The sequence below is a fragment of the Pseudomonas fluorescens genome, assembly GCF_000802965.1.
Taxonomy (GTDB): Bacteria; Pseudomonadota; Gammaproteobacteria; order Pseudomonadales; family Pseudomonadaceae; genus Aquipseudomonas; species Aquipseudomonas fluorescens_A.
Genome location: NZ_JSAK01000001.1, coordinates 307999 through 330476, shown reverse-complemented (window position 1 = coordinate 330476; position 22478 = coordinate 307999). Strand labels below are relative to the sequence as shown.

Genomic DNA, 22478 nt, shown 5'->3' with positions numbered 1-22478 from the left:
ACCGGGGCTGTGCCACCACAAACCCCGGCGCGAAACAGGAAATACAGGATGGCAACTCCCACTTTACGTCCCGGTGGCCGCAGCGCCCGGGTACAGGAATCGATTCATACCGCCGTGCGCGAACTGCTCGAAGAGCAGGACCGCGCTACCGTCACCGTGCCGCAAATTGCCGCGCGCGCGGGCGTCACGCCCTCGACGATTTATCGGCGCTGGGGCGATTTGTCGGCGTTGCTGGCCGACGTCGCCCTCGCCCGCCTGCAACCGGAAACCGAATCAGCCAACACCGGCAGCCTTCAGGGCGATGTGCGGGCCTGGGCGGAACAATATCTGGACGAAATGAGCTCCGCCCCCGGTCGCAACATGCTGCGCGACGTGCAATCGAGCCTCAAGCCAAGCTATTGCGCGACGATCATTGGCGGGCAGTTGCAGACGATCCTGGATCGTTACCCGGATGAGCCCAAACCGAGTGTCGATCGGCTGATCAATATGGTGGCTGCGCCGATCGTGTTTCGAATCCTGTTTTCCGAGGCGCCTCTGGACGTGGAGGAGTTGCACCGGTTGATCGGGATTGCGTTGGGTCAATGAGGCTCGCTCCTACAAGGGATCGCGTTTTTTCTGAATGAACACGGTCGAATGTAGGAGCGAGCCTGCTCGCGATGAGGCCCGAACAGACACCCGAGATTCAAAGAGCTGCTACCTGCGACACCCCACCACCCCACGACCTTGGTCGACACTGACTAACCCCGGCCATCGTGCGAGACTGTGGGTCCGGGCGGGAGGCCCGGGAGTCTTTGTTTTCCGGGAGTTCCCATGTCGCTGTCCAGCGGGCTGATCGCCGCCGTCGCCCTGGCCTATATGGCCATCATGTTCGCCATCGCCTTCTACGGTGACCGCCGCAGCGCGCCATTGCCGCCGCGGGTGCGCGCCTGGGTGTATAGCCTTTCGCTGGCGGTCTACTGCACCAGTTGGACGTTCTTTGGTGCGGTGGGCCAGGCGGCGGAACAGCTTTGGTCGTTTCTGCCGATTTACCTCGGGCCGATCCTGCTGCTGATCGGGGCACCGTGGGTGCTGCAAAAAATGGTGATGATCAGCAAACAGGAAAACATCACCTCGATTGCCGACTTCATTGCCGCACGGTACGGCAAATCCCAATCGCTGGCGGTGGTGGTGGCGCTAATCTGCCTGGTCGGCGTGTTGCCCTACATTGCCTTGCAACTCAAAGGCATCGTCCTCGGCGTGAACCTGCTGATCGGCGCCGGTGCCGATGCCATGGGCGTTCGCGCGCAGGACACCGCACTGATCGTATCGCTGGTGCTGGCACTGTTCACCATCGTCTTCGGTACGCGCAACCTCGATGCAACCGAACACCACCGCGGCATGGTGCTGGCGATTGCGTTCGAATCGCTGGTCAAGCTGTTCGCGTTTTTGGCTGTCGGCGCGTACGTGACGTTCGGGCTCTACGACGGTTTCGACGACCTGTTCGACCAGGCCATGCTCGCCCCGCGCCTCGAAGAATACTGGAAGGAAACCATCAACTGGCCGTCGATGGTGGTGCAGACCGGGGTGGCGATGATGGCGATCATTTGCCTGCCGCGACAGTTCCACGTGACCGTGGTCGAGAACATCGACCCGCAGGATTTGCGCCTGGCGAAATGGGTGTTCCCGGCCTACCTTGCCTTGGCGGCATTGTTCGTCGTACCGATTGCGCTGGCGGGTCAGATGCTACTGCCGAGTTCGGTGCTGCCGGACTCCTTCGTCATCAGCCTGCCGCTGGCCCAGGCTCATCCGGCGTTGGCGCTGCTGGCGTTTATCGGCGGTGCTTCGGCGGCCACCGGCATGGTGATCGTGGCCAGCGTGGCGTTGTCGACCATGGTTTCCAACGACATGCTGCTGCCGTGGCTGCTGCGCCGCAACAACGCCGAGCGTCCGTTCGAAGTGTTCCGCCAATGGATGTTGTCGGTGCGCCGCGTGACCATCGTGGTCATTCTGCTGCTGGCCTACGTCAGTTATCGGTTACTGGGCTCGACTGCGAGCCTGGCGACCATTGGCCAGATCGCATTCGCTGCGGTGACACAGCTGGCACCGGCCATGCTCGGCGCGCTGTACTGGAAACAGGCCAACCGCCGAGGCGTATTCGCCGGCCTCGCTGCCGGGACATTCCTGTGGTTCTACACCCTGGTTCTACCGATTGCCGCCCACAGCCTGGGAATGTCTTTGAACAGTTTCCCGGGCCTGGCCTGGCTGCACAGCAACCCGCTGAACCTGCCGATCACCCCGCTGACCCAAGGCGTGGTGCTGTCCCTTGCCGGCAACTTCACATTGTTCGCCTGGGTTTCGGTGCTATCGCGCACGCGGGTATCGGAACACTGGCAGGCCGGTCGTTTCATCGGCCAGGAGATCAGCGCCCGCCCGAGCGCACGCTCGATGCTGGCGGTGCAGATCGAGGATTTGCTGCAACTGGCCGCTCGCTTTGTGGGTGAGGAACGCGCCCGCCAGAGCTTCATCCGGTTTGCCTACCGCCAGGGCAAAGGCTTCAACCCGAACCAGAATGCCGACGGCGAATGGATCGCCCACACCGAGCGCTTGCTGGCCGGTGTGCTCGGCGCCTCATCGACGCGCGCGGTAGTGAAAGCCGCCATCGAAGGTCGGGAGATGCAGCTGGAGGACGTCGTTCGGATCGCCGACGAAGCTTCGGAAGTCCTGCAATTCAACCGAGCGTTGCTGCAAGGCGCGATCGAAAACATCACCCAGGGCATCAGCGTGGTCGACCAGTCGCTGAAACTGGTGGCCTGGAACCGTCGCTATCTTGAGCTGTTCAACTACCCGGACGGTTTGATCAGCATCGGCCGCCCCATTGCCGACATCATTCGCTACAACGCCGAGCGCGGATTGTGTGGCCCCGGCGAAGCCGAAGTGCATGTCGCCCGCCGCCTGCACTGGATGCGTCAGGGGCGCGCGCACACTTCTGAGCGGATGTTCCCCAATGGCCGGGTGATCGAACTCATCGGCAACCCGATGCCCGGCGGCGGCTTCGTCATGAGTTTCACCGACATCACCCCGTTCCGCGAAGCCGCGCAGGCACTGACCGAAGCCAATGAAGGCCTGGAACAACGGGTTGCCGAGCGCACTCACGAACTGTCGCAACTCAACATGGCCCTGACCGAAGCCAAGGGCACCGCCGAGGCGGCGAACCAGTCGAAAACCCGTTTTCTGGCGGCGGTCAGCCATGACTTGATGCAACCGTTGAACGCCGCGCGATTGTTCTCTGCGGCGCTCAATCATCAGGACGACGGTTTGTCCGCCGAGGCACAGAAACTGGTCCAGCACCTGGACAGTTCACTGCGCTCGGCCGAAGACTTGATCAGCGATTTGCTCGATATCTCCCGCCTGGAAAACGGCAAGATCAATCCGGATCCCAAGCCGTTCGCACTCAACGAGTTGTTCGACACGCTCGGTGCAGAATTCAAGGCACTGGCGCGGGATCAGGGTTTGAAGTTCCGCGTGAGGGGCAGCAAATTGCGGGTCGACAGTGACATAAAACTGTTGCGCCGGATTTTGCAGAATTTCCTCACCAACGCTTTCCGCTACGCCAAAGGGCCGGTGCTGCTCGGCGTTCGCAGGCGTCGAGGTGAGCTGTGCCTGGAGGTCTGGGACCGGGGCCCGGGTATTCCGGTGGATAAACAGCAGGTGATTTTCGAGGAATTCAAACGCCTGGACAGTCACCAGACCCGTGCCGAAAAGGGACTCGGACTGGGCCTGGCGATCGCCGACGGCTTGTGCCGCGTGCTGGGGCATACGTTGCGCGTACGCTCGTGGCCAGGACGCGGCAGCGTGTTTAGCGTCAGCGTTCCGCTGGCCCGCGCGCAATCCGCGTTGCCGGCCAAGGCTGCCGAACTCAATGGCAAATTGCTCAGCGGCGCGCAGGTGCTGTGCATCGACAACGAAGACAGCATCCTGATTGGCATGAACAGCTTGCTGACCCGCTGGGGTTGCCAGGTCTGGACTGCGCGTAATCGCGACGAATGCGCAGCGCTGCTGAGCGATGGGGTGCGGCCGCAATTGGCGCTGGTGGATTACCACCTCGATAACGGCGAAACCGGAACCGAGCTGATGGCCTGGTTGCGAACCCGGTTGGGCGAGCCAGTACCCGGCGTAGTGATCAGCGCCGATGGACGACCGGAAACAATGGCCCAGGTGCATGCGGCGGGACTGGATTACCTGGCCAAACCCGTGAAACCGGCGGCGTTGCGGGCGTTGTTGAGTCGGCATTTGCCGTTGTAGCGACATCGTTGAGCCAGCGCAACCCTGTGGCGAGGGAGCTTGCTCCCGCTGGACTGCGCAGCAGTCCCTCTCTTGGGGCCGCTTCGCGACACAGCGGGAGCAAGCTCCCTCGCCACAAATATCATCGGCGCGCCAGCGATTTACTCCGGCAACTCCACCAACCCATCCACATCAGTCATCGCCCGTTCCAGCAAATCCGCCGGCAGGCTTTTGCTCGCCCGCGCGCCCAGCAACTTCAGTTGTTCGCTGCGACTGACAAGGTTGCCACGCCCTTCTGTCAGCTTGTTGCGCGCCGAGCTGTAGGCCTTGTCCAGTTGCTGCAAGCGATTGCCGACTTCATCCAGATCCTGAATGAACAACACGAACTTGTCGTACAGCCACCCGGCCCTTTCAGCGATTTCCCGGGCGTTCTGGCTCTGGCGCTCCTGTTTCCACAGGCTGTCGATGACGCGCAGAGTGGCCAGCAATGTTGTCGGACTGACGATCACGATGTTGCGATCGAACGCCTCTTGAAACAGCGTCGGCTCAGCCTGCAACGCGGCGGAAAATGCCGCTTCGATCGGTACGAAAAGCAGCACAAAATCGAGGCTGTGCAAGCCGTCGAGACGTTTGTAATCCTTGCCGGCCAAGCCTTTGACGTGATTGCGCAGGGACAGCACGTGCTGCTTGATGGCGATTTGGCCGATGGCCTCGTCTTCGGCCGCCACGTATTGCTGATAGGCCGTGAGACTGACCTTGGAGTCGACCACCACCTGCTTGTCGCCCGGCAAATAGATGATCACGTCCGGCTGGAATCGCTCGCCGTCCGGGCCCTTGAGATTGACCTGGGTCTGGTACTCGCGACCCTTCTCCAGCCCGGCATGTTCGAGCACGCGCTCGAGGATCAATTCGCCCCAGTTGCCCTGGGTTTTCTGCCCTTTCAAGGCGCGGGTCAGGTTGGTGGCTTCGTCGCTCAGGCGCAAATTGAGTTGTTGCAAACGCTCCAGCTCCTTGGCCAGGGAGAAACGTTCCCGGGCCTCGGCCTGATAGCTTTCCTCGACGCGTTTTTCAAAAGACTGGATGCGTTCTTTCAACGGATCGAGCAATTGCCCCAATCGCTGCTGACTAGTTTCGGCAAATCGCTGCTCACGTTCATCGAAGATCTTCCCTGCCAGCTCGGCAAACTGCGCGCGCAGTTCATCTCGCGAGCCTTGCAAGTCATTGAGGCGCTGCTGATGGCTTTCCTGCTGCTCACGCAACTCAGCGTTGAGCGAAGCAGCCTGGGCGTCCAGGCGCCGCAGCTCGGCCTCTTTACCGGCGCGCTCGATATTCCAGGCGTGGGCAGCGTCCCGAGCATCGTCACGCTCGATTTGCAGCAACTCGACTTCACGGCGCAGAGCGGCCAGATCGGCTTGTTTGGCGGCGTTCGCCATGGCCAGATCAGCGACTTCATCGCGACAGGCTTCGAGCTGGGCATTGACCCCATCCTGAGCCATATTCGCTGTGGCCAGACGCTCTTCCATGAGTGCGACCTCTGCCTGCGCCGAGCTCGCCCGGCGCTGGAGTTGCCAGGCCAATACCAGTAACGGCAGAGCAGCGCCCGCCAGACCGAGCAATGCGCTGGTCAAGTCCATAGCCATAGCCATTCCTGCTATTGAAATAATGCTTGAAGGTTAACCAAGGCGTCAGGTCTTGGACAGCTCAGTCTTCGATCAGACCCAGTTCCTGTTGCGCGCGCCGATCCCCTGCCCGCGCGGCCTGACGCAAAAGATCCTGGCCGATTCGGCGATCTCGGGCATTCCCGCATTCCCGACACATCAATTGGCCGAGACGGCTTTGCGCAGCCACGACGCCTTCGCGGGCCGGTTGCTTGAGCAGACGTCCGGCGATGTGTTTGACGTTCGGGTTTTCGCCCAGACGCGGGCTGTCCAGCAGCCACTCCGCCACGCGCATCGAAAAGCGCTTGGGCGACGCAACAGGGGAAGGTTTAGCGGTGTTGGAATCTGATGGTGAACGAAACTTCATAAAGCACTGTGGGGCAGATCGGAAGGCGCGCCACTCTACTCTTTTTTTCTTACAGGTAAAGCCGAAAAAATCCCGGCACGCCCGTGCTAGAGCAAGCGCTCGGGACAATCCACAGAAGCTGTGGATAACTCAGTGGACAACCGTCCTTGAACTCGCGCAAAGCCCTGTGGAATGGGGCCTGCAGTCAAACTGACGATTTTTTCACCAGTAAAAAAAAGCGATGTTTTTCATTGACTTAAATTTTGGTTACAGGCACCCACTGCACTTGAAAGCTGGATGACAGTGAGGTGACAGGCTGCGCAACATATGTGCACAACTACCTCTGAGACGGTTATATCGGTGCGCTTTTTCGGCGCACTTTGCTACCTGACCTGGGGATAAACCTTGGCAAACCCGTGATCCAGGCGGTTCGCGAAGGAGTGGATTATCACGACCACCGGTCGGATTATGTGCAAAAAAGACGCGTATCTGCAGGCGACTAACGTTCGATTAGCGCTCATGCGGGGACAAGTGAATGCCACACCGGCACTCTTTTTTGCTAACACACTTCCCTTCGCCCATTCAATCCGTTACTATCCGCGGCGTTAGTACCAAGCTGAAAGTCAATTCTGGTCGAACAAATCCCCCCGGACAGCCTTCCCAAAGGAAGCCTCCACCGAACAAGCGGGATCGACCACCTCGATGGTTTCCAGGTAAATCTTGCGCCAACACAGCCTTTGAATCGAAAGCAAAGGGTGTTGCCAGGCTCACTTACTCTGACCGAACCAGCCTGCAAATTGATCAGGATCTTCACCCCGGGCCCAGAACCTTTGCCCTTGATGTGTTGCCTGCCCTCCTAAGTACCTACCTGCCAGCCCAAGCGCGCCAATTTAAAGCGCTTCAACTGGCTGCTTTGTTCCAGTCGGGTTCTTCGTTCGACCAACGGTGGTCGTCGTCACTGGAACGTTTTAATTTTGCACGGTTCTTATCCGTGTCGCTTGTAGGAACACCCAATGACTATGTCTACTCAAATCCACACCCAGGATGCCATCCGCACCCTAACCAATGCTTTTGCACCAATGAACTGCCTGATCATGGCCGCTCGCAAAGGCTGCTTCAGCTTCACCCTGGTCAACGAACACGGCATCGCTCGTCACAGCGAACGCCTGTACCCCGATCAATACTCCAGCGCCGAACCGCTGCAGGCAGTGATCGAGCGTACCCGTCAGGCACTGGTTGCCTGAGACGCCAGAAACGCTGAAACATCAAAAGCCCCGCTCAAAAAGCGGGGCTTTTTATTGCCTGAAGTTTCAGATGGGCGAGACATCGTCTAAGTACAAAGCGATATAACGGTTATAACTGCTCGCCACAAATATTTTAAAAACAGACCTTTACGGTACGAATATGACACTACACTTCAACTCAAGCGGCTTGATCCGCTTCCGGCGAGCCTGAGTCGATCCACCGCTGCCAAGGCCTTTCAGGTTTCGCCGCCCATTTCAGTTTTCGAGGGTTTTATGGGTATCGCTGCCAGCGAACTGTGTCGTTATGTGATCCGTCCGACATTGATTTACCTGGGACGCCATAGCGCAACTGCCGAATCCCTGCTGCTGGGCATCGCCGCCAGTCAGTCAGCCCTTGGTTCCGCCCTCCACGACCGCCGTGGTCACGGCCTTTACCGAATTGCCGAACCCCGCCACCAGGCGCTCTGGGATCACTACCTGGCACTCGACCCCGAACGCGCAAGCCTGGTCCGTGGCCTGGCCAGCCAGCACGCGTTTCTCAGCGGCCCGCACCTTGAATTGACCGTTAACCTGCGTTACGCCACAGCCATCGCCTGGCTGCTGGTCGAAGAACAGAACACTCCCCTGCCCGAAGCAGACGACCTGTTGGGAATGGCCCGCATCTGGCGCCAGACCTTCCATCCTCAAGGACGCCTCAGGGACTTTACCTGCGCCTGGCAAACTTGTGTTTCACCGCTGAATCAGGTTGCCTGCTAACCGCATCTGGATCCAAAGATCGCACAACACGCTGCGAATTCGGTCGGATTGTCCTACAAAACCGCTCTAAATCAAGCGATACAGCCTATGGCGCTGGGACGAAAATGTTGGTAATTTTCGCCCCGGTGATCACCAGGAGTTCTAATAATGAAAAAAGTAATGCTCAAAACCACCATTAGCCTCGCCGTTGCCATGGCATCCACCCAGATCTTCGCAAGTGGCTTTGCCCTCAACGAACAAAGCATCAGCGGGATGGGGACAGGTTTTGCCGGGCGATCTTCTTCTGCCGACGACGCATCCACCCTAGTTGGCAACCCTGCCGGCATGTCTCGCCTCAAGCGCGAACAAGTCACCGGCGGTGTTGCATTTATCGACGCACACACCGACATCAGCGATGCCAGCGCCCGCAATGGCGGCACCAACAAAGGTGACATGGTCCCTTTCATGGGCGTGCCGATGGGCTACTACGTCAAGCCAATCGATGACCAGTGGGCGGTCGGTTTCGGCGTCTACGCTCCATTCGGCCTGGTGACCGACTACGAGAACGGCTTTGCCGGCCGTTACTTCGGCAGCAAGAGCGAAGTTCAAATCATCACCCTGCAGCCAACCGTCAGCTATGCCTTCAACGACAAGGTGTCGATCGGTTTCGGCCCGACCATCAACCGTATCGACGGCAAGCTGGAATCGAACCTGTCGCTGAGCCCGAACCCAGCCGCACCGGACGGTGAAGTCAAAATCAAGGGTGACGACACTGCACTCGGCTACAACATCGGTATTCTGGTTCAAGCCACCGACTCCACTCGCGTCGGCCTGACCTATCACTCGAAAGTGAAGTACAAGCTCGACGGTGACACCAAGCTCAGCTACGCCCCGCTCGGCGCACTGGGTCAACAGAAGTTTGATGCTTCGCTGGACATTACTACCCCTGAGTCCGTGGACTTTTCGGTCACTCATCAGCTGGACGACCAGTGGACCCTCTACGCAGGCAGCACCTGGACTCGCTGGAGCCGCCTGAAAGAAATCTCCGTCGAGAACAGTGGCGTGCCTGCTCCTTTGGCCCCAGCGTTCGGCACCATCACTGAAGAACAGAACTGGCATGACACCTGGGCTCACGCCATCGGTGCTTCGTACCAGTTGAACAAGCAGTGGGTACTGCGTACCGGTCTGTCGGTTGACCAGTCGCCAACCAACAACGAAAACCGCTCCCCACGTATCCCGACTGGCGATCGCACGATTTTCAGCCTGGGCGCCGGTTGGAGCCCGACCGACGACCTGACCATCGACCTGGCGTACTCGTATCTGCGCGAGGAGTCGGTCAAGGTCAACGACAACAATGGCCGTCAGAACTACAGCGCCAAGTATGAAAACTGGGCGAATGGCTTCGGTGTTGGTGCGACCTACCGCTTCTGATGATTCATGGCGAGCCTGAACCCCTCGCCACCTGAATCAACAAAAAGCCCCGCTCTCTTGTACAGAGGCGGGGCTTTTTCATTTTCGACTTAAATGCGATTTGTAGGAGCCGGCTTGCTGGCGATGGTCGTTAACGATGACGCGCATGGCCTGGTTAAACGGGGAGTTTCCATCGCCAGCAAGCCGGCTCCTACAGGTATTGCGTTATCAGGGTGTCTAAAGCGGCGGTGAAGCCAAGGCTTTCTCTACTGCCACAATGAAATCCGGATCATCAGGCTTGGTCAGGCTGGAAAAACTGGCGATCACCTTGCCCTGCCGATCGACCACATACTTGTAGAAATTCCACTTCGGCGCGCTGGACTGATCAGCGAGGACCTTGAACAGATGAGTCGCATCATCGCCGCGGACTATCTGCGGCTCGGTCATGGTAAACGTCACGCCATAGTTCACGTAGCAAACCTTGGCTGTTTCCGCACCGTCTTTGGACTCCTGCTTGAAGTCGTTGGACGGCACACCGATCACCTCCAGCCCCTGATCCTTGAAACGCTGGTTCAGCGCTTCAAGGCTTTTGAATTGCGGAGCAAATCCACAGAAACTGGCGGTATTGACCACCACCAACGGCTTGCCGGCGAAGCGCTGGCACAAGTCGATGGACTCGTTAGCGCGCAACTTGGGTAACGAGCCTTGCAACAGCGCCGGGCACTCCGCCGCTTGAGCCAATCCGGTAAACGCTAAAAGTAACGCGGGAACTGCCAGCCAGCGCATCAGCATGTCGGAACTTCCTTGGGTCATCGTGTGAAATCGAAGTTACTCGCCCTCACAACCCACTAGCAAGCACCCATGCCCAACTGCATCAGCGCCAACCCGCCCTGATGCCACCCCCACCACGCCAGCGCCAGGAGCAAGGCACAGAGGGCCAAAATGGTGATTCGCGGCCAGAGACTGTTCATATCGCGCTCATTTGGCTTTGCAGGCGGGCTACCGGGGTTTCACGCACCGGCCAGTTCAAGGCGGCAGCCATCAGACTCAACAGAATCGCAACCTGCCAGATCAAGTCATAGCTCCCGGTTCGGTCATACACCACCCCGCCCAACCAGCCGCCAAGGAACGAGCCGAGCTGGTGGAACAGGAAAACAATCCCACCGAGCATGGACAGATTTCGTACACCAAACAAGGTCGCCACCGTGCCGTTGGTCAAGGGCACCGTCGACAGCCACAGGAAGCCCATCGCCATGCCGAACAGGTACGCCGTAGTCGTCGTCACCGGCGCCCACAGGAACAGCCCGATCACTACCGCCCGCAGTAGGTAAAGCCCGGTAAGCAGACGAGGCTTGGACATGCGTCCGCCGAGCCAACCAGCGGTGTACGTCCCGAAAATATTGAACAAACCGATCAGCGCCAGCACCGTCGTCCCCACCGTCGCCGGCAGATGTTGATCGACCAGGTACGCCGGCAAATGCACGCCGATGAATACCACCTGGAAACCGCAGACAAAAAAACCGAACGCCAACAGCCAGAATCCCGAATGGGAGCAGGCCTCGCGCAGGGCTTCGGACAGGGTTTGCTCATGGCCGAGCACCGGCAGTGGCTTGTCCTTGAGCATGCTCACCAGCGGCACGATCAGCGCCACAAGCAAGCCAAGCGCCAGCAATGCCGCCGACCAGCCGAGCCAGCCGATCAACCCGAGCGTGCCGGGGAGCATGGCGAACTGGCCGAACGAACCGGCGGCGCTGGCAATGCCCATGCCCATGCTGCGTTTCTCCGGCGGCACTGCGCGTCCGACTACGCCGAGGATCACCGAAAACGAAGTACCGGACAGGCCGATGCCGATCAACAATCCGGCGCTCAAGGACAAGGTCACCGCCGAATCGGACAAGCCCATGAACACCAGTCCCAGGGCGTACAAAACACCACCGATCAGCACGACTTTGGCCGCGCCAAAACGGTCGGCCAGCGCACCGGTAAATGGTTGCGCCAGACCCCAAATCAGGTTTTGCAAAGCGATGGCGAAGGCAAAGACTTCACGGCCCCAGCCAAACTCGGCACTCATCGGCGCCAGGAACAGGCCGAAGCCATGCCGAACCCCCAGAGACAACGCAAGGATCAGCGCACTCCCCAACAAAACCCAACCGCACGTACGCCACATCGATGTCATTCTTGTTCTCCGGGCGCGGGTATATACCCGCTTAAGATCGAACAAACCGGCGTCAGGCCAGTTCGTCCAGCAACTTCAGTAACGTTTCACGCTTCTCGGCACCCAGGCGATCAACCAATCGCTGTTGCGCCGCTTCCCAAGCCGGCAAGGCTGCTTTCAGGCGCTCGGCACCGGCCTCTGTCAGCCGGACGATGCGATTGCGCATATCCTCGCCCTCAACCAGCATCACCAGGCCTTCGCCCTCCAGCACGCGCAAATTGCGTCCCAGGGTGCTGCGATCCAGCCCCATGGCCTCGGCCAGGGTGGAAATGCTCGGCTGATCCAGGCGCTGCAAATTGCACAGCAAAGAATACTGCGCAACGTTGATCCCGAAGCCGTCGAGAGCGCCGTCGTAATGCCTGCTGACGCCACGGGCGGCGCGACGCAGGTTGATGCATAAACATTGGGAGTCGAGCATGATGCGTGTATATACCCGCGAGTGTGTTAAATCAAGTTACAGGATCGCAGAAAAATCAAAAGATCGCAGCCTTCGGCACCGCCTACAGGGCACGCGATCTTTCAAACCAATGCCAATCCCACCAGCACCGCCATCTCCAGCAATTCCAACAACGCTCCCGCCGTATCACCCGTCGTCCCACCCAATCGACGCAGCATGACTTGCCGCAACCAGACAAACACTACCGTCGCCACGACCAACGCCAACACGCCGCTAACACCGCCAATCAACAGGCAAAATAACGCGCTACCGGCCAACACCTGCCTACCCGCCAATCGCGGCAGATGATCAGCCAGCGCCTGGCCCAAACCTCCGGCACGTACATAGGGGGTGGTCAGGAACAATCCCAGCAACGCACTGCGACCGATCAACGGCACGATAATCAGCGCCACGGCGTATTGCTGTTCGATCAATGCAAGCAATGCCGCGAACTTGAGCAGCAACACCAGTACCAGCGTGACCACCGCGATCGGCCCGCTACGGGGATCTTTCATGATAGTTAGCGTGCGTTCACGATCACCGAATCCGCCCAGCCATGCATCAGCGCTATCGGCCAGGCCATCCAGGTGCAGTCCGCCGCTGAGCAACACCCAAACCGTCAACAACAGCGCTGCATGCAACATCACTGGCGTGCCCAATAACAGCCAGTTCAGCACCCACAGAATTCCACCGAACAACAAACCCACCAACGGATAAAACAGCAGCGACCGCCCTGACTCCTGCGGCGTCGGCATGCCCGGCAGACGAATCGGCAGGCTGCTGAGGAATTGCAAGGCGATCCAGAAAGGCAACATGATCAGAGCGTTTCCTTCAGCAAGCCATCGGACTCGACCGACAACGAGAACAGCGCGCCATGCCCCACCTCAACATTGAGCAACTGCTCACGAGGCAGCCCGCGCGCTTGTGCCAGTAACAAACGCATGACCCCGCCATGACTGATCAGCAACACCCGTTCGCCCGCATACGCTGCCTGCAAACGCGCCACCGCTGCCAGTACCCGCGCCGAAAACGCCGCGACGGGCTCGCCTTGAGGTGGCGTGAACGAATAGGGATTCGCCCAGAAAAGGCCCAAGGCTTCGGCATCCGTTTCCATCAGCTTCGCCGCACTTTGCCCTTCCCAGGCACCGAAATGCAGCTCTTGCAGGTCTTTATCCAACTCGACCGGCAGGCCCGATTTCTCGGCAAGTTCATCAGCGAATCTTGCACAGCGCTGCAATGGCGAACTTACCAGACGATCCCAGGGCCCCTGCTCTAGCACCGCCGCACGCATCTGCTCCCAGCCTTTTTCCGTCAGGGCATCGTCGAGGCTGCCGCGCAAACCGCCCCCGAGCTCCGTTTCGCCGTGACGCAGCAGATCCAGGCGCAAGGTCATGCCGGACGATCCGCCACCGCGGCTTCAGCAAACGTCGCCATCTGCCCGTGCAGATCACAGGCCAGACGCAGCAACGGCACGGCCAGTGCAGCACCGCTGCCCTCTCCCAGGCGCAAACCGAGGTCGAGCAACGGCTCGGCGTTCAGGGTTTCCAGAACATGGCGATGGCCGGGCTCAGCGCCGCGATGGCCGAACAACAGCCACTGCCGGCACTCGGGATTCAATCGTACTGCCACCAACGCGGCGACGCTGCAAATGAAGCCGTCCACTAATACTGCAACGCCTTCCTGAGCGCAGGCCAGGTAAGCACCGACCAACGCGGCGATTTCAAACCCACCGAGGTTGAACAGCGTCTGCAACGCATCGCCACGCTGAGCGCTGTGCAAAGCCAATGCACGTTCGATCACCTGAGCCTTATGACTGACACCCGCCGCATTCAGCCCGGTGCCCGGTCCAGTCAAATGCACCACCGGACAATCCAGCAAAGCGCAGGCCAGCGCGCTGGCAGCCGTGGTGTTGCCGATGCCCATTTCGCCACCGATGAACAACTGCGCACCCGTCGCGACAGCGCGTTGAACGGCATCCCGGCCTGCCTGCAATGCCTGCCCACCCTGCGTAGCCGTCATGGCTGCACCGTTCACAAAATTTCTCGTGCCGGGGCCGACATTCAGGTGGCGCACACCCGGCAGGTTCAACGATGGCGTGACCGTGCCGAGATCGACCACTTCAAGGGAAGCGCCCAACTGCCGCGCCAAAACGCTGATCGCCGCGCCGCCGTTGACGAAGTTGTGCAGCATTTGCCCGGTGACTTCCTGTGGAAACGCCGACACCCCTTCAGCGACCACACCGTGGTCTCCGGCAAAAATCGCGATCCACAGCTGATCGAGACTCGGTTTAACCTGCCCCTGCAACCCGGCCAGTTGCACCGCTACCGATTCCAGCCGCCCGAGGGAGCCGGCCGGTTTGGTCAGTTGCTGTTGGCGGGCCTCGGCCTGTTCGACGGCTTGGGCATCGATCGGCTTGCACGGGTTCAGCCACCAGGATGGGGTCATAACGCAGTTCCTTTCAAAGTCAGGGGCAGGCCGGCGACGGTCAGGACGACTCGCTGACAGCGCTCGGCCAGAGCTTGATGCAGCCAACCGGCTTCATCGACGTAGCGGCGAGTCAATTCGCCCAGCGGCACGACACCCATTCCGGTTTCGTTGCTGACAAAAATGATTTCACCCGGCAACGACGCCAGGCACTCCAGCAAAGCATCGCGTTCGGCGGTCAGGCGTTCGGCATCGTCGAGCATCAACAGATTGGTCAACCACAGGGTCAGGCAATCCACCAGCAGGCAGCGGTCGGCGCTGGCGTTTTCGCGCAGCACGCGGGCCAGTGCAAGCGGCTCTTCGATCAATGCCCATTCGGCGGGACGGCGGGCGCGGTGATGAGCGACCCGGTCGTTCATTTCGCCGTCAAGGGCTTGGCTGGTGGCGATGTAGGTGACTTGGAGCTGGCTGTCTGAAGCCAGTTTTTCAGCCAGGCGACTTTTGCCGGAGCGGGCGCCGCCGAGGATCAGTTGGAGCATGGTTCATTCCTTAAATCTTCGGTGACACATCTGGCCTCATCGCGGGCAAGCCCGCTCCCACAGGGTTCGCAGGTGTACTCAAAAGTCATGTTCAAACCTAAATCCCCTGTGATAGCGGGCTTGCCCGCGATGGGGCCGGGACATCCAACTCAAATCCCGCAGAGCTCACGCAGCAGTGAAGTATCCAAATGCTTCTCCACCAAATCCGCCAAGCGCTCGATATCACGCTCGCGCAAACCGTGGTAATCCACGTCCTGCACATCCCGCAATCCCGCCCAGCGCAACAATGCACTGCACGCCGCCGGGGATTCAAAGAGGCCGTGCAGGTAAGTGCCGAAAATCTGCCCATCGACACTTTGCGCACCATCGCAGCGACCGTCATCCAGTTGCACGGCAGCGTGTTCCAATGCCGGCCCGGTGGTAACGCCAGCGTGGATTTCATAGCCACTGACCTCAGCATCTTCCACCGCCAGACGCCCGCGCACATTGCGCAGCTGCTTCTCTTCTTCCAACTGCGTTTCAAACGCCAACAGCGCTAACCCCGCGCTCGACCCCGGCGCGCCTTCGAGCCCCAGCGGATCGTGCACGTGTTCGCCGAGCATCTGCAGGCCGCCGCAGATACCGAGCACCTTTCCGCCGTAGCGCAAATGCCGGGAGATCGCTTTATCCCAGCCGTTGGCGCGCAGATACGCGAGATCGCTGCGCACGCTTTTCGAACCGGGAAGAATGATCAGGTCGGCGGGTGGAATCGCCTGGCCAGGGCCGATGAATTGCAGGTCCACTTGCGGATGCAGACGCAGCGGATCGAAATCGGTGTGGTTGCTGATGCGCGGCAGCACCGGCACCACCACTTTCAACACCTGATCGGCCTTGTCGGTCTGGCGCTGATCGATGCCGTCCTCGGCCTCCAGGTGCAGATCCATCACGTAGGGCAACACGCCGATCACCGGTTTGCCGGTGCGCTCCTCCAACCAGTCAAGACCGGGTTGGAGCAAGGCGATGTCACCGCGAAAACGGTTGATGATGAAGCCTTTGACCCGCGCCTGTTCGCTCGGCGACAGCAGCTCCAATGTGCCCACCAGATGCGCGAACACCCCGCCACGATTGATGTCGGCGATCAGCACCACCGGGCAATCCACCGCTTCGGCGAAGCCCATGTTGGCGATGTCGCCGGCGCGAAGATTGATCTCCGCCGGCGAGCCCGCGCCTTCCACCATCACCACCGGATACGCCGCACTCAACCGTTCGTGGGAGGCCAGTACCGCTTGCATGGCGATGGTTTTGTAGTCGTGGTAGGCCACGGCGTTCATGGTCGTGACGGCACGCCCGTGAATGATGACCTGGGCGCCGGTATCGCTGTTGGGCTTGAGCAGCACCGGGTTCATGTCGGTGTGCGGTTCAAGGAAAGCGGCTTGGGCCTGCACCGCTTGCGCACGGCCGATCTCGCCACCGTCGGCCGTCACCGCGCTGTTGAGCGCCATGTTCTGCGGTTTGAACGGCACCACGCTGACGCCTTGGCGGGTGACCCAGCGGCACAGTGCCGTCACCAGCGTACTTTTACCGGCGTCGGAGGTGGTGCCTTGCACCATCAACGTGGTCATGGGTTTTCCTTGGTAAAGGCGTCGAGTGCGAAGGTCAGGCGCGTCCAGTCAGCTTCATCGCCAGGCAAGCCGAAACGCAGGCTGCTGTTCTGCGTGAACAACCGCAGCAGAATGCCGCGCCGGGCCATGAACTCGTGCAACACCTCGGCGCGCTCGGTGATCAACCAGTGAAACAATGCGCAACCGCCCTGGGGTTTGAAACCGTATTGTTCCAGCAACGACGCCAGGCGCGCGCTGGCCTCTTCGGCGCGGACGCGTTGCTGTGCCTGCCCTTCGGTATCGCGCAGGCAGGCTTGCCCCAGAACCCGGGTGGGGCCGCTGACCGCCCATGGCCCCACTTGCTCGGCGAGCAACTTGAGCAACTTGCGCTCGGCCAGCACAAAGCCGAGGCGTACACCGGCCAGACCAAAAAACTTGCCGAACGAACGCAGCACGATCAAACCGACCTGATGGGCAAACGGCGCCACACTGAGTTGCGGGGTGTTGTCCATGAAGGCCTCGTCGACCACCAGCCAGCCTCCGCGCTGAGCCAGTCGCGCATGCCATTCAAGCAATCGCGAGGGGGGCAGATTCAGGCCGGTGGGATTGTTCGGGTTGACCACCACCAGCACATCGAAGCTGTCGATATAGAAGTCGACCTCCTGCTCCAGCACTTCGCGCACGATATAGCCATTGCGGCGCCAGGCTTCGGCATGCTCGGCGTAACACGGCGACAGCACGCCGACCTTGCCCGCCCGGCGCAAACGCGGGAGCAACTGGATGGCCATTTGCGAACCGGCCACCGGCAATGCTTGCAGCGTGCCGTAGTAATCGCAGGCGGCCTGCTCCAGTCCGTCATCGGTTTCCGGCAAGCGCGCCCAGGCCCGCAGCGGGATATCCGGAAGCGCAAACGGCCAGGGCGCGAGGCCGCTGGACAGGTCAAGCCAATCGGCTTCCTCGATGCCGTATTCGAGCGCGGCCTTGCGCAACCGTCCACCGTGCTCAAGCATAAAATTCAGCCCCCACGCAGAGAATCAGCAGCCATAACCATACGCCGCGCTGGACCAATTGCCAGCCACGATCAATGGAGTCGGCGTCCGCTGGCACGCCTTCACCCAGTTGTGGACGTACATGCAGTTCACCGTGATAAATCGCTGGCCCACCCAGCTCGACGCCCAGTGCACCGGCACCCGCCGCCATCACCGGGCCGGCGTTCGGGCTGTCCCAGGTCGGTCCCTGTGTACGCCAGCATTTGAGCGCCAAGCGGGTTTTGCCCAGCAGCGCGTAAGTCAACGCCACCAACCGCGCAGGAATGTAATTGAGCACGTCGTCGATCTTCGCGGCCGCCCAACCGAAACGCTCGAAGCGTTCGTTGCGATAACCCCACATCGCATCCAGCGTATTGCTCAATCGGTAGAGAACTACGCCCGGCGCACCGGCCACGGCAAACCAGAACAATGCGGCGAACACCGCGTCGCTACCGTTCTCCAGCACCGATTCGGTGGCGGCGCGGGCGACTTCGGTTTTGTCCAGCTCACTGGTTTTACGGCTGACCAGATAGCTCACGCGTTTGCGTGCTTCATCAAGATCATCGCTGCGCAGGGCTTTCGCCACCGGCTCGACGTGTTCACCGAGGCTGCGCATGCCGAGGGCGCAATACAGCGCGAGAATCTCGACGATCCAGCCAACATAAGGCGCCCAGGAAAACGCCGTGGCCAGTAAGGTCAGCGGCACCACCGCCATCACCCACGCGGTGACTCCGTGACTGCGCCAGCCGCGACCGCCACCATTGAATCGTTGCTCGATGCGCTCGGCAAATCGGCCGAACGCCACCAGCGGATGCCAGCGCTTGGGTTCGCCCAGCAGCGCATCCAGCGCCACGGCGGCGACACTCAACAACGCCACACTCATGGACGCACTCCCCAATAATTCTCATACAACAGTTCACCGAGCGGACGCGCCTGCGCCCAGCCTTCGAGTACCAGCATCGGTGCTGGATAAAATGCTTTCACCGGTCCGAGGCACAGAACGGCCAACGGTTTGGCGCCGGATGGCAGACCGAGCAAATCGGCCAGGGCTTGCGGTTCGAACAGCGAAACCCAACCCATTCCCAACCCTTCGGCCCGGGACGCCAGCCAGAGGTTCTGGATCGCGCAGGACAACGACGCCAAGTCCATCTCCGGCAAGGTGCGACGACCGAAAATATGCTGTTCGCGATCCTCCATCAGCGCCGCCACCAACACTTCGGCACAATCGTTAATGCCTTCGACCTTGAGCTGCATGAATTCGTCGGTGCGCTCGCCGAGGGCTTCGGCGGTGCGGATGCGCTCTTCTTCCACCAGAGCCTGGATCTTGCCGCGCAGGGCGCGGTCGCTGATGCGGATGAAACGCCAGGGCTGCATCAAGCCAACACTGGGTGCTTGATGCGCGGCTTCGAGCAGTCGGCGCAACAGCTCAGGCTCGACCGTACCGCCGCTGAAGTGGCGCATGTCGCGACGTTCGCCGATGGCTCGGTAGACCGCTGCGCGCTCGGCTTCGGAAAATGCGTTGTCCGTCATGGCCTCTTCGCTGGCAAGCCAGCTCCCACAAGGGATTGCATTTCTTCAGGGATCACACCGCCCACTGTGGGAGCTGGCTTGCCAGCGATAGCGGTTTCAGGGTCTGGCGCAAACAACGCGGCAATCGCCGATGGATTGGACGGAAAATAAAAATGCACGTAAGAAGCCGTCATCCGCCCCTCACGATAAACCGCCTCCGCCCCGCGCCCGCCATTAGGGCTCAAGCCCCGAGCAATCGGCTCAAGCTCAGTCGTGGTCAGCGAATGATGATAGGTGTGCCCACGCAACGAACCTTCCGGCAGCTCAACTGCTTGCAACGCCAATGCAGCCAGACGCTTTTGCATCACCGCATCACCCGCCAGCAAGCCGACCAATTCCGCGCGTGTACCTTCAACATCGGTCAACGAATCGAGCAGATAAAGCATGCCGCCGCACTCGGCCAACAACGGCTTGCCAGCCGCGTGGTGCGCGCGGATCGCGTCGAGCATCGCGGTGTTTTGCGACAGCGCCACATGATGCAATTCCGGATATCCGCCCGGCAGATACAAGCTGTCCGCATCCGGCAACTCAGCATCACGGATCGGCGAGAAAAACGACAACTCGGCGCCCATCGCCCGCAGCAAATCCAGGCTGGCGCCATAGGTAAAGGCGAACGCTTCGTCACGGGCCACGGCAATGCGCACACCGACCAGCAACGGTTCGACGGCGATCACATCGGGCGCGGCGAACTCGACGGCGGGCGGCAGCGCAACCTCGCAACTGCTGGCCAACGCTTCGGCCGCCGCATCGAGACGCACATCAAGATCGTTCAACTCACTGGCCTGCACCAGACCGAGATGCCGACTCGGCAATTCGATCCCGGTTTCCCTGGACAACGCGCCGTACCAGCGCAGGCCTTCGGTCAGGCTGCCTTCGAGAAGTTGGGCGTGACGCAGGGTGCCCACGCGATTGGCCAACACGCCAGCGAACGGCAAGTCCGGTTGATAACGCGCCAGCCCCAAGGCCAGTGCGCCAAAAGTCTGGGCCATCGCAGTGCCGTCGATCACACCCAGCACTGGCACGCCAAAGTGCCGCGCCAGGTCAGCGCTGGACGGCGTGCCGTCGAACAGCCCCATGACGCCTTCGATCAGAATCAGGTCGGCTTCAGCGGCGGCTTCCCACAACAGTCGACGACTTTCCTGCTCGCCGACCATCCACATGTCCAGTTGATACACCGGCGCACCGCTGGCGCGCTCGAGAATCATCGGGTCGAGAAAATCCGGGCCGCACTTGAACACGCGCACCTTGCGCCCCTGATTGCGATGCAACCGGGCCAGCGCGGCGGTGACGGTGGTCTTGCCCTGGCCGGACGCCGGCGCGGCAATCAGTACCGCCGGGCAATGACGAGGTTGATTCACAGCTCGACGCCTTTTTGCGCTTTGATACCGGCCTGGAAGGCATGCTTGATCATGCCCATCTCAGTGACGGTGTCGGCCAGCTCGATCATTTCCGGCTTGGCGCCACGACCGGTGACCACCACGTGCTGCATCGGCGGACGCGCCTGCAAATCGCTGAGTACCTGATCGAGATCGAGGTAGCCGTGCTTGAGGGCGATGTTCAATTCATCCAGCACCACCAGGCCAATGGATGGATCGCGCAGCAGTTGCTGCGAGACCGCCCATGCGGCTTCGGCGGCGGCGATATCACGCTGACGATCCTGGGTTTCCCAGGTGAAGCCCTCGCCCATCACATGAAAACGCACTTGCTCTGGAAAGCGTCGGAAGAACAACTCTTCGCCTGTGCTGTTACGGCCCTTGATGAACTGCACCACACCGCACTGCATGCCGTGGCCCATCGCGCGGGCGAGCATGCCGAACGCCGAGCTGCTCTTGCCTTTGCCGTTGCCGGTCAGCACCAGCAACAGGCCGCATTCGTTCGGGGAGTTGGCGATGCGTTCGTCGATCACGGCTTTTTTGCGCAGCATGCGCGCCAGGTGACGTTCGTCACGATCAGGGGTATCAGTCATGGGGAGCTCTCCGTTGAGGCTGGATAACGGCGGGCAGGCACAAGAATAGAAGGCAAGAAGCCTGGCATCGCCCACCGTGATGCCGCTTGGATGGATCAGGCCGGTCTCCGGGCTCATGAGCGGCGTTGGCCTGACTGCGCGCCTTCCCATGTCGTCGACACAGTGGCTCAAGGCGCAGCCTTTCACTCATTTACCGTTGCGGGGGCAGCGCCGGGATCGCGGAGTTTCATCGACTGAAACGCTGACTCACCGGCTTCCCTGTTTCACTCTGTCGACCCAAGCCACAGAGCACCTGAAACAAGCGGCGAAGGTTAGAGGGTTGGGGGTGGAGCGTCAATTGAAGACGGGGCGTGCGAGCGAATAACTGCCGTTGATCATCAAACTGACGCCAATCTTGTGCGACACTCACAGCAGTGATATCAAAGAGCCACAACCCCAACATAATAACAAGAGTAAGCCCCATGCAAGGCATGATCATCAGCAATCCGAAGCTGGAATTCCTGCGCCCGGCGCTGGAACGCTGGTTTGACTGTATCGACCGCTACAACGCCGTGCGCGGCGACGGTGAAACACCTTACTGGCTGGATGAAAAAGCTAACCTCGGCCTGCTCTCCGCCGCCGCGTGGATGGCGGAGATGATCACCCTGCAACAATCGCCCACCCGCAAACAGACCGAGGAAGGCGATCGCAACGGCCGCGCCGATTTGTTCATCGCTACACCCGAAGCCAAGGCCTGGCTGCAGACCACGCAACGCTGGCCACGGGTCAACAGCCTGAACCTGACCGAGGCTTTACTCGATGTCACCAGCGACGCCAGGAAGATCAGCTACGCCAGCGACTTGAAACTCGGCTGCCTGTTCGTTGCTCCGCAAAAAGCCCAGCATGGCGCCACCCCGGAAGAACTGCAGGACATGGTCGACGACCTGCAAAAGGAACACACCTGCGCCGTGGCCTGGTATTTCCCCTACGCCTATCGCAAGTTGCGCAACGAAGGCGGCAACTATCACCCCGGTATTGCCGTGCTGTTCAAGGAAGCGCGCGGCTGACGGTTGAACCATCGCGCATTCT

Annotated in this window: 22 protein-coding genes and 1 riboswitch; of the genes, 6 read left to right on the top strand and 16 right to left on the bottom strand. The window is 60.5% G+C overall.

The window, feature by feature from the left end:
* The first annotated feature begins 48 nt into the window (after positions 1 to 48).
* Positions 49 to 585 carry a TetR/AcrR family transcriptional regulator gene (locus NL64_RS01535; RefSeq protein WP_034146389.1) on the top strand — a complete coding sequence of 179 codons (537 nt, stop codon included), beginning with the start codon at positions 49 to 51 and terminating at the stop codon, positions 583 to 585.
* 225 nt (positions 586 to 810) lie between these two features.
* Positions 811 to 4281, top strand: coding sequence for a hybrid sensor histidine kinase/response regulator (locus NL64_RS01530; protein ID WP_034146388.1), 3471 nt, complete (start codon positions 811 to 813; stop codon positions 4279 to 4281).
* A gap of 140 nt (positions 4282 to 4421) precedes the next feature.
* Here NL64_RS01530 and rmuC read toward each other — a convergent pair whose 3' ends face one another.
* Together rmuC and NL64_RS01520 are read right to left on the bottom strand one after the other, a co-directional pair.
* A complete protein-coding gene (rmuC, locus tag NL64_RS01525; protein WP_172668630.1) occupies positions 4422 to 5783 on the bottom strand; it encodes a DNA recombination protein RmuC in 1362 nt (453 codons plus the stop codon).
* Positions 5784 to 5961: 178 nt separating this feature from the next.
* The gene (locus tag NL64_RS01520) at positions 5962 to 6285 is read right to left on the bottom strand and encodes a hypothetical protein (protein ID WP_080757824.1); all 324 of its coding nucleotides are present in this window, start codon (positions 6283 to 6285) and stop codon (positions 5962 to 5964) included.
* A 998-nt stretch (positions 6286 to 7283) separates the two neighbouring features.
* Here NL64_RS01520 and NL64_RS01515 point away from each other — a divergent pair.
* The 3 genes from NL64_RS01515 to NL64_RS01505 all read left to right on the top strand — a co-directional run bounded on the left by NL64_RS01515 (position 7284) and on the right by NL64_RS01505 (position 9674).
* Positions 7284 to 7508 (top strand): hypothetical protein, encoded by a 225-nt coding sequence (locus NL64_RS01515; RefSeq protein ID WP_007898912.1) that lies wholly within the window; start codon positions 7284 to 7286, stop codon positions 7506 to 7508.
* 273 nt (positions 7509 to 7781) lie between these two features.
* A complete protein-coding gene (locus NL64_RS01510; RefSeq protein WP_034146385.1) occupies positions 7782 to 8264 on the top strand; it encodes a hypothetical protein in 483 nt (160 codons plus the stop codon).
* A gap of 147 nt (positions 8265 to 8411) precedes the next feature.
* Positions 8412 to 9674 carry an OmpP1/FadL family transporter gene (locus NL64_RS01505; protein ID WP_034146384.1) on the top strand — a complete coding sequence of 421 codons (1263 nt, stop codon included), beginning with the start codon at positions 8412 to 8414 and terminating at the stop codon, positions 9672 to 9674.
* Between the two features lie 216 nt (positions 9675 to 9890).
* Here the strand turns inward: NL64_RS01505 and NL64_RS01500 are convergent, their stop codons facing one another.
* From NL64_RS01500 to cobO, 14 genes are all read right to left on the bottom strand, one after another.
* Positions 9891 to 10445, bottom strand: coding sequence for a glutathione peroxidase (locus tag NL64_RS01500; protein ID WP_034146383.1), 555 nt, complete (start codon positions 10443 to 10445; stop codon positions 9891 to 9893).
* Between the two features lie 56 nt (positions 10446 to 10501).
* Complete coding sequence (locus NL64_RS30870; RefSeq protein WP_263386149.1) at positions 10502 to 10624, bottom strand: hypothetical protein; 123 nt, start codon at positions 10622 to 10624, stop codon at positions 10502 to 10504.
* Positions 10621 to 11829, bottom strand: a complete 1209-nt coding sequence (locus tag NL64_RS01495) for an MFS transporter (protein WP_034146382.1) — start codon at positions 11827 to 11829, stop codon at positions 10621 to 10623. The genes NL64_RS30870 and NL64_RS01495 overlap by 4 nt, the downstream gene beginning before the upstream one ends.
* Before the next feature lie 52 nt (positions 11830 to 11881).
* Positions 11882 to 12286 (bottom strand): MarR family winged helix-turn-helix transcriptional regulator, encoded by a 405-nt coding sequence (locus NL64_RS01490; RefSeq protein WP_034146381.1) that lies wholly within the window; start codon positions 12284 to 12286, stop codon positions 11882 to 11884.
* Positions 12287 to 12387: 101 nt separating this feature from the next.
* Entirely contained in the window at positions 12388 to 13119 is a 732-nt protein-coding gene (locus NL64_RS01485) for an adenosylcobinamide-GDP ribazoletransferase (RefSeq protein WP_034146380.1), read from the bottom strand.
* Positions 13120 to 13121: 2 nt separating this feature from the next.
* Entirely contained in the window at positions 13122 to 13697 is a 576-nt protein-coding gene (gene cobC, locus NL64_RS01480; RefSeq protein WP_034146379.1) for an alpha-ribazole phosphatase family protein, read from the bottom strand.
* Positions 13694 to 14749, bottom strand: a complete 1056-nt coding sequence (cobT, locus tag NL64_RS01475) for a nicotinate-nucleotide--dimethylbenzimidazole phosphoribosyltransferase (protein WP_034146378.1) — start codon at positions 14747 to 14749, stop codon at positions 13694 to 13696. The genes cobC and cobT overlap by 4 nt, the downstream gene beginning before the upstream one ends.
* Entirely contained in the window at positions 14746 to 15267 is a 522-nt protein-coding gene (gene cobU, locus NL64_RS01470) for a bifunctional adenosylcobinamide kinase/adenosylcobinamide-phosphate guanylyltransferase (RefSeq protein ID WP_034146377.1), read from the bottom strand. The genes cobT and cobU overlap by 4 nt, the downstream gene beginning before the upstream one ends.
* 149 nt (positions 15268 to 15416) lie before the next feature.
* Positions 15417 to 16868, bottom strand: coding sequence for a cobyric acid synthase (locus tag NL64_RS01465; protein WP_034146376.1), 1452 nt, complete (start codon positions 16866 to 16868; stop codon positions 15417 to 15419).
* On the bottom strand, positions 16865 to 17857 hold the full coding sequence (gene cobD, locus NL64_RS01460; RefSeq protein WP_034146375.1) for a threonine-phosphate decarboxylase CobD: 993 nt from the start codon (positions 17855 to 17857) through the stop codon (positions 16865 to 16867). The genes NL64_RS01465 and cobD overlap by 4 nt, the downstream gene beginning before the upstream one ends.
* The gene (gene cbiB / locus NL64_RS01455) at positions 17850 to 18758 is read right to left on the bottom strand and encodes an adenosylcobinamide-phosphate synthase CbiB (RefSeq protein ID WP_034146374.1); all 909 of its coding nucleotides are present in this window, start codon (positions 18756 to 18758) and stop codon (positions 17850 to 17852) included. Before cbiB ends, cobD begins: the two co-directional genes overlap by 8 nt.
* The gene (gene bluB / locus NL64_RS01450) at positions 18755 to 19405 is read right to left on the bottom strand and encodes a 5,6-dimethylbenzimidazole synthase (protein ID WP_034146373.1); all 651 of its coding nucleotides are present in this window, start codon (positions 19403 to 19405) and stop codon (positions 18755 to 18757) included. Before bluB ends, cbiB begins: the two co-directional genes overlap by 4 nt.
* Entirely contained in the window at positions 19402 to 20802 is a 1401-nt protein-coding gene (locus NL64_RS01445; RefSeq protein WP_034146372.1) for a cobyrinate a,c-diamide synthase, read from the bottom strand. Before NL64_RS01445 ends, bluB begins: the two co-directional genes overlap by 4 nt.
* On the bottom strand, positions 20799 to 21410 hold the full coding sequence (cobO, locus tag NL64_RS01440) for a cob(I)yrinic acid a,c-diamide adenosyltransferase (protein ID WP_034146371.1): 612 nt from the start codon (positions 21408 to 21410) through the stop codon (positions 20799 to 20801). The genes NL64_RS01445 and cobO overlap by 4 nt, the downstream gene beginning before the upstream one ends.
* Before the next feature lie 81 nt (positions 21411 to 21491).
* Positions 21492 to 21721, bottom strand: a riboswitch (cobalamin riboswitch).
* 150 nt (positions 21722 to 21871) lie between these two features.
* On the opposite strand from cobO, the gene NL64_RS01435 reads away from it, so the two are divergent.
* On the top strand, positions 21872 to 22456 hold the full coding sequence (locus NL64_RS01435) for a hypothetical protein (protein WP_034146370.1): 585 nt from the start codon (positions 21872 to 21874) through the stop codon (positions 22454 to 22456).
* The last annotated feature ends 22 nt before the right edge of the window (positions 22457 to 22478 follow it).

Coding starts and splice junctions, on each gene's coding strand:
- NL64_RS01535 (WP_034146389.1), top strand. CDS start 49: ATGGCAACTCCCACTTTACGTCCCGGTGGCCGCAGCGCCCGGGTACAG.
- NL64_RS01530 (WP_034146388.1), top strand. CDS start 811: ATGTCGCTGTCCAGCGGGCTGATCGCCGCCGTCGCCCTGGCCTATATG.
- rmuC (WP_172668630.1), bottom strand. CDS start 5,783: ATGGAAGAGCGTCTGGCCACAGCGAATATGGCTCAGGATGGGGTCAAT.
- NL64_RS01520 (WP_080757824.1), bottom strand. CDS start 6,285: ATGAAGTTTCGTTCACCATCAGATTCCAACACCGCTAAACCTTCCCCT.
- NL64_RS01515 (WP_007898912.1), top strand. CDS start 7,284: ATGTCTACTCAAATCCACACCCAGGATGCCATCCGCACCCTAACCAAT.
- NL64_RS01510 (WP_034146385.1), top strand. CDS start 7,782: ATGGGTATCGCTGCCAGCGAACTGTGTCGTTATGTGATCCGTCCGACA.
- NL64_RS01505 (WP_034146384.1), top strand. CDS start 8,412: ATGAAAAAAGTAATGCTCAAAACCACCATTAGCCTCGCCGTTGCCATG.
- NL64_RS01500 (WP_034146383.1), bottom strand. CDS start 10,445: ATGCTGATGCGCTGGCTGGCAGTTCCCGCGTTACTTTTAGCGTTTACC.
- NL64_RS30870 (WP_263386149.1), bottom strand. CDS start 10,624: ATGAACAGTCTCTGGCCGCGAATCACCATTTTGGCCCTCTGTGCCTTG.
- NL64_RS01495 (WP_034146382.1), bottom strand. CDS start 11,829: ATGACATCGATGTGGCGTACGTGCGGTTGGGTTTTGTTGGGGAGTGCG.
- NL64_RS01490 (WP_034146381.1), bottom strand. CDS start 12,286: ATGCTCGACTCCCAATGTTTATGCATCAACCTGCGTCGCGCCGCCCGT.
- NL64_RS01485 (WP_034146380.1), bottom strand. CDS start 13,119: ATGTTGCCTTTCTGGATCGCCTTGCAATTCCTCAGCAGCCTGCCGATT.
- cobC (WP_034146379.1), bottom strand. CDS start 13,697: ATGACCTTGCGCCTGGATCTGCTGCGTCACGGCGAAACGGAGCTCGGG.
- cobT (WP_034146378.1), bottom strand. CDS start 14,749: ATGACCCCATCCTGGTGGCTGAACCCGTGCAAGCCGATCGATGCCCAA.
- cobU (WP_034146377.1), bottom strand. CDS start 15,267: ATGCTCCAACTGATCCTCGGCGGCGCCCGCTCCGGCAAAAGTCGCCTG.
- NL64_RS01465 (WP_034146376.1), bottom strand. CDS start 16,868: ATGACCACGTTGATGGTGCAAGGCACCACCTCCGACGCCGGTAAAAGT.
- cobD (WP_034146375.1), bottom strand. CDS start 17,857: ATGCTTGAGCACGGTGGACGGTTGCGCAAGGCCGCGCTCGAATACGGC.
- cbiB (WP_034146374.1), bottom strand. CDS start 18,758: ATGAGTGTGGCGTTGTTGAGTGTCGCCGCCGTGGCGCTGGATGCGCTG.
- bluB (WP_034146373.1), bottom strand. CDS start 19,405: ATGACGGACAACGCATTTTCCGAAGCCGAGCGCGCAGCGGTCTACCGA.
- cobO (WP_034146371.1), bottom strand. CDS start 21,410: ATGACTGATACCCCTGATCGTGACGAACGTCACCTGGCGCGCATGCTG.
- NL64_RS01435 (WP_034146370.1), top strand. CDS start 21,872: ATGCAAGGCATGATCATCAGCAATCCGAAGCTGGAATTCCTGCGCCCG.